The organism is Streptomyces sp. 8L (genome assembly GCF_020176795.1).
Lineage (GTDB): Bacteria > Actinomycetota > Actinomycetes > Streptomycetales > Streptomycetaceae > Streptomyces.
This window is the reverse complement of the sequence record NZ_JAIUKE010000527.1, coordinates 1-5828: the sequence shown is the minus strand read 5'-3', so window position 1 is coordinate 5828 and position 5828 is coordinate 1. Positions and strand designations below refer to the sequence as shown.

Genomic DNA, 5828 nt, shown 5'->3' with positions numbered 1-5828 from the left:
GGGGGGGGATTTAAAATAGGGGGCGGGGGTGGGGGGGGCGGGGGGGGGGCGGCCGGGGGGGGGGCGGGGGGGGGCCCCCCCCCCCCCGGGGGGGGGGGCCGCGCCGGGAGATGGCTGGGAACGAGTGCTGGACCATGGCCGGGACGCCGTGGTCACAATGAGGCCACCCCGCCCGCACGGGGCGCGCGCAGAGCTGGAAGGTGAACGATGAGTCGAGTCGTGAAGGGGCCCGCGGCCAGGGGTTCCGCCCGCCCGACCCTGGAGGCCGTCGCGGAGCGGGCAGGGGTCGGCAGGGGCACGGTCTCCCGGGTGGTCAACGGGTCCTCGGGGGTCAGCGCCAAGGCGCGCGCCGCCGTGGAGAAGGCGATCGCCGAACTCGGATACGTCCCCAACAGGGCGGCACGGACTCTTGTCACAAGTCGAACGGACTCGGTGGCGCTGGTGATACCGGAGGCGGAGACGCGCCTCGTCGCGGAACCGTACTTCTCGGACACCATCCGGGGCGTGACGGCGGGGCTCGCCGAGACGGAGATGCAGCTGCTGCTGATCCTCGTACGGACGGCGAAGGAGCGCGAGCGCCTCGTCGCCTATCTCTCGGCACAGCGGGTGGACGGCGTACTGCTGGTCTCCGTGCACGCGGACGACCCGCTGCCCACACTGCTGGAGACCATCGACATGCCCGCCGTGCTGGGCGGCAGGCGCTCGGATCGCGAACCGCTCAGTTATGTGCACGCGGACAACGTGGGCGGGGCCCGGATCGCCGTCGAGCACCTGCTCGGCCGGGGGCGCCGGACCATCGCGACGATCACGGGACCGCTGGACATGGAGGTGGCGCGGGCCCGACTCGACGGCTACCGGACGGCGCACTCGGACGCGCCGCCGGACGAAGGGCTGGTGGCGCACGCGGACTTCACCGAGGAGGGCGGGGTGCACGCCATGCGGCAACTCCTCGCGCGCAGACCGGACCTGGACGCCGTCTTCGCGGCGTCCGACGTGATGGCGGCGGGCGCGATGCAGGTGCTGCGCGAGGCGGGCCTGCGGGTGCCGCAGGACGTGGCCGTCGTCGGCTTCGACGACTCGATCGTGGCCCGGCACACGGACCCGCCCATGACGAGCGTGCGCCAGCCGATCGAGGAGATGGGCCGCACGATGGCCCACATGCTCCTTGACGAGATCGCCCACCCGGGCCTGCCGCACCGCCATGTCGTCCTGACCACCGAACTGGTCGTACGGGACTCGTCCTGAGGACCGGAGCGGCGGGGCGACCGCCCCGATTTTCCGGACCTTCCGGGCCGGTGGGGGCTCCGGACCGGTCCGGGACCGGTCGAGTGGTCCTCCGGATCGGTGGGCGCTTCCGGCTCAGCCGGGCGGGCAGGCCGTGTTCGTCGCGGTCGGATGCCGGCGGCCGGAGAGCCGTACGGAGACGGAGCCCGGCCCGGTGGCGACCGACGGCGCGCTCGACAGCCGGGGCAGCCGCGTGGCCACGGTCGTCTCCGTACTGTTCGGCCCCGCGAACAGGGCCCCGTAAGGCGGCGGATACGGAGGAGTCGCCGACGCGAGGCACTCCGAGCGGCGCCCCGCCGTCGGGGTCGCCAACGCCTGGCCCTGCGACTCCCACGGCGTCCACCTCCTGGGCCTTCCGGTGCCGGGACGTTCCGCCGATCCGGCGCGACCCGGCCCGATTCGGTGCGGCGCCCGGCGTCACGCGGGCGGTGTCAGAGCACCCGCGGCGGCCGTGCCCCAGCCGAGGAGGCGCTCGTCCGTGTCCGGCGGGGACACCAGCTGGAGTCCGAGCGGCAGGCCGTCGGGTGTGGCCGCCGCCGGGATCGTCAGGGACGGCCAGCCCGCGTTGCTCCACGGCAGACACATGACGGAGTCGCCCGTCGTCTCCAGGCCGCGCGGGGCGGGCCCGGTGGCCGCGGGAGTGAGCCAGGCGTCCACGCCCGCCGACGCGGTCGCGTCCGCCAGCCGCGCGGCGAACTCCGCCTTCCCCCTGCGGGCACGGGCGTACGTCGCCTCCTCGACCGCCTGCCCCTCCCGGATCGCCTTCGCCGTCTGCGGGCGGTACAGGTCGCCGTACGCCGCGAACCACTCCGCGTGCGTACGCGCCACCTCGTAGCGGTTCATGGCGTAGAGCTGTGCCACCACCTGGTCGAAGTCCGCCATGAGCGGTACGCCGCGCACCTCGAACCCGGCCGCCCGCAACAGCAGGACCTGCCGGTCGAACGCGGCCAGCGCACCGGCGGTGGCGCGCTCCAGGTAGGGACCCTCCGGTATCCCGAACACCGGTGCACGCGAGGGGCGTTCGGCCGGCGGTTGCCAGTCGTCGCAGAGCACCGCGGCGCCCCGCTCGACGCCTGCCACGTCCCGCGCGAACACTCCGACCGTGTCGAAGCTCGGCGCGTTGGCGATCACACCGTCGACCGGGACGCGCCCGAACGTCGGCTTGAAACCCACCACTCGGCAGTACGCCGCGGGCCGGATCACCGAGCCCACGGTCTGGGTGCCCACGGCGAGCGGCACCATCCCGGCCGCGACCGCCGCCGCCGAGCCACTGCTCGAACCTCCGGGCGTGTGCCCGGGGTTGTGGGGGTTACGGGTCGGGCCCGGCGCCAGCACGGCGAACTCGGCCGTCACGGTCTTGCCCGCCACCAGGGCGCCCGCGTCCCTCAACCGGTCGACGAGGACGGCCTGCGGGCCCTCCAGTGCCGTGGGCGGCAGTGCGGAACCGGCGCGCGTGTCGAGCCCGTCCACCCGCACGATGTCCTTCACGCCGACGGCCACCCCGTACAGCGCGGGCCGCTCCCCGGTCCCGGCGAACCTGCCTGTCAGGGCCGCCGTCTCGCGCGCCAGCCGACCGGGCCTGTCCGGTTCGGGTACGAACGCCTCGATCTCCGGATCGAGCCGCTCGATCGCCTCAAGTACCGCCGCTGTCCGTGCCGTTGCCGCCACGTCGCCCGTCGCCCTGTCCATGCGTACGCCTCCCCGGAGCCGCTCACCGCGCGCCATCCTCGCACGCGCGCCGCCCGGAGGCTCAGGGGTTCGGTGGCCGGTCCCGCTGCCGGAAGTCGAGCATGTAGAGGACCTTGTCGTAGCGGCGCGGCCCGACGGCGACGAAGTCGCGGAGGCGGCCGTACTCGGCGAAACCGAGCGAACGGTACAGATCCTGGGCCCGGGTGTTGTCGCCGCGCACATCCAGGGTGAGGACCTCGACACCGGCCGCCCGCGCGTCCTCCACCAGCGCCGAGGTCAGCGCCCTGCCGATGCCCCGGCCGTGGACGGACGCGTCGACCGCGACCTTCTCCAGATCGGCGTGCGGCGCGTGGGTCGGCCTCGCGTACCGCCGCCAGTAGCCCAGTCCCACGAGGCGCCCGTCCAGACAGGCCACCCGAAGGGCCGCGTCTTCGGCCCGCGCCGCCCGGACGACCTCCCCGAGCAGCTCCGCGATCTCGTGCGACGAGGGCGGGTCGACCCACCCGAGGGCCGCGCCCCGGCCGACCAGGTCCGCGAGCAGCCGGTGCGACGCCTCCACGAGGCCGGCGGTCACCTCCGTGGCGTCGAGGACGGCGAGCCCCGCGCCGCTCACCCCGCTGTTCGCCTCCGCGTCCATCGACCCTCGCTCCCGGCTTCCCGCTCTCCGCTTCCCGCGATCCGCTTCACAGTCCTGTGGCGGCAACTCTACGGTGCACCACCGGCACCACCCCTCCCGAGCTGCGACGGAGCGCTTCACCGGCCGCAGGAGCGGGCTGTACGAACGGGCCGTACGAACGGGTCGTACGAACGGGTCGCAGGAACAAGCCGCATGAGCGGGCCGTACGAACAGGTCGCGGGAACAAGCCGCATCAGCGGGCCGTATGCGTGCGTGTCCCGGCGCGGCGAAGGGCGTGCGCCCCGGTACGGACCGGTGCGCACGCCCCTGGGTGTCCGGCTCAGCCGGTCAGGTGGTTCCTCAGTTGCCGAGCAGCTTCGACGTCAGGGTCTGGGCGTTGTAGGAGCCCCAGCCCGTGGTGAAGTCCCAGCCCTTGGCGGCCGAGTAGGCGCCGTTGCTGCCGCTCGTGATGTCGTGGAAGCCGGTGCCTCCCGCCGAGTACAGCGTCGGGTTGGCGAAGCCGAGGTTCGCCTTGCCCGCGGCTGCCGCCTGCTGGTTGTACAGCGCGGCGTAGGCCGCCCACTCGGGCGCGGCGGCGCTGGTTCCGCCGACCTGGCCCCAGCTGCCCTGGGAGTAGATGGACACTCCGGGGCTCGGGTTGGCGAGGGCCGACACGTCGGGCACCTGGCGGTAGCCGCCGCCCTTGCTCTGCTGGACCGAGGTCTGCCAGCTCGGGATCTTGAAGGTGGAGGACTTGCCGCCACCGCCGCCGCTCCACGCGGTCTCCTTGCTCCACGCGTTTGAGGAGCTGACGGTCAGCGTCGTGCCGCCCACGCCGGTCACGTAGGGGTCGCTCGCCGGGTAGTCGACCGAGGTCCCGCCGTTGCCCGCGTCGTCGGAGCCGCTGTCGCCCGAGGCCGCGTAGAAGCCGAGGCCCTCGGCCGCGCCCTGCTGGAAGATCGCGTCGACCGAGCTGAGGTTGGAGCTGGTGCGGCCGGCCTCGGACAGGCCCCAGCTGATCGACGTGGTGGGGATGCCGCTGTCGACGATGGCCTGGTACGTGTCGACCTCGCCCGCGTCGCTGTTCGGGCCCTCGAAGACCGTCACGTCGGCCTTGGGCGCGATCGCGTTCAGGACCTCGATGTCCAGCTCGACCTCGACCTGGCCGTCACCGAGGGCGCCCGAGCCGCCGCTCACCTTCTTGACGGTCGGGGCCGACGAGCCCAGCGAGTACTGGTTGTCGTACTTGGTGATGTTCGACTGCTGGAAGCCGTCGAACTCCAGCAGCGCGATCTTCTGGCCGCTGCCGGTGTACGAGCTGGGGACGTTGTAGCCACCCTTGATCTGCGCCGGGGTGTAGCCGCCGCCGGGGCCGTTGAGCGGCTTGACCTTCGCGGGCGCCGCGTGCTGCCGTACCGCGTGGTTGTTGAGGCCGGACACGTCGCTCACGATGGAGGCGACGGACGCGGGCAGCGTGGGCGCCGAGTCGTTGGCGTAGAAGGCGCGGCCGGTCGACGAGTCCTTCCAGGTCGACAGCTTCGTGCCGAACGCCTTCTGCAGCTGGGCGGCGGTGCCCTTGGCGTCGATCAGCAGGTTGCCCGAGTGGACCGCCCCGACGCTGAGGCCCTGAGACCGCAGGTAGTCCTTCACCTGGGCCACCTCGGCCGCGGTACGGCCGAAGCGGGCCGCGAACTGCGCCTTGGTCAGGTAGTGCCCGTAGCTCGCCGAGGAGGGGTCGCTGACCTGGGAGACGAACGCCGCGAGTGCGGCGCGGTCTCTGGGGGCCAGGCTCACGGCGACCGAGATGGACTTGTCGGCGGCGACCGAACCGGTGCGGGCCGCGTGGGCGGAGAGCCCGGGGACGACGTCCCCGGCTATCGCGGTACGGGCCGTGTCCGGGCCGGGCGTCTGAGCGGCGGCGACCGGGACGGCGGCGTCCAGCAGGGCGGGGGCGGCGGCGGGAGCGAGGAACTTGAGACGTGGGGTCACGAACGGCCTCCGTGGAAGAGTTCGAGTCTCGAATGGGGTGACTGCGAACACGCTAGGTAGGGAGAGGAGTTGTCCATAAGCGGGGGAACCCTTGCTCCCTGTGTTGAGGCGCTGTTTCGTGTTGACGAGGTGTTGCGGGAATGTCGCACGCGCCCCAGGTGAGGGGGCGTTGAGCGCCGACGGGAGGCAGCGGGCCGCCGCCCGCTGGGGCGGTCTGGGCTGCGGGGTGGCCTGGCCGCGAGGGCGTGGG

At 73.3% G+C, this 5828-nt stretch carries 5 protein-coding genes; 1 reads left to right on the top strand and 4 read right to left on the bottom strand.

The window, feature by feature from the left end; translation table 11 throughout:
- Positions 1 to 207: 207 nt before the first annotated feature.
- The gene (locus tag LCE31_RS33290) at positions 208 to 1245 is read left to right on the top strand and encodes a LacI family DNA-binding transcriptional regulator (protein WP_225021127.1); all 1038 of its coding nucleotides are present in this window, start codon (positions 208 to 210) and stop codon (positions 1243 to 1245) included.
- A gap of 114 nt (positions 1246 to 1359) precedes the next feature.
- On the opposite strand, the gene LCE31_RS40655 is transcribed toward LCE31_RS33290, so the two are convergent.
- The 4 genes from LCE31_RS40655 to LCE31_RS33275 all read right to left on the bottom strand — a co-directional run bounded on the left by LCE31_RS40655 (position 1360) and on the right by LCE31_RS33275 (position 5578).
- Positions 1360 to 1485, bottom strand: coding sequence for a hypothetical protein (locus tag LCE31_RS40655; RefSeq protein ID WP_263632610.1), 126 nt, complete (start codon positions 1483 to 1485; stop codon positions 1360 to 1362).
- A gap of 216 nt (positions 1486 to 1701) precedes the next feature.
- A complete protein-coding gene (locus LCE31_RS33285; RefSeq protein ID WP_225021125.1) occupies positions 1702 to 2973 on the bottom strand; it encodes an amidase in 1272 nt (423 codons plus the stop codon).
- Positions 2974 to 3034: 61 nt separating this feature from the next.
- Positions 3035 to 3610: a GNAT family N-acetyltransferase gene (locus LCE31_RS33280; RefSeq protein ID WP_225021124.1), complete on the bottom strand. Its 576-nt coding sequence runs from the start codon at positions 3608 to 3610 to the stop codon at positions 3035 to 3037.
- 339 nt (positions 3611 to 3949) lie between these two features.
- Complete coding sequence (locus LCE31_RS33275; protein ID WP_225021121.1) at positions 3950 to 5578, bottom strand: S53 family peptidase; 1629 nt, start codon at positions 5576 to 5578, stop codon at positions 3950 to 3952.
- Between the last annotated feature and the right edge of the window lie 250 nt (positions 5579 to 5828).

Bases quoted from the DNA above. Each gene is read 5' to 3' on its own strand.
- LCE31_RS33290 (WP_225021127.1), top strand. From the start codon at position 208: ATGAGTCGAGTCGTGAAGGGGCCCGCGGCCAGGGGTTCCGCCCGCCCG.
- LCE31_RS33285 (WP_225021125.1), bottom strand. From the start codon at position 2,973: ATGGACAGGGCGACGGGCGACGTGGCGGCAACGGCACGGACAGCGGCG.
- LCE31_RS33280 (WP_225021124.1), bottom strand. From the start codon at position 3,610: ATGGACGCGGAGGCGAACAGCGGGGTGAGCGGCGCGGGGCTCGCCGTC.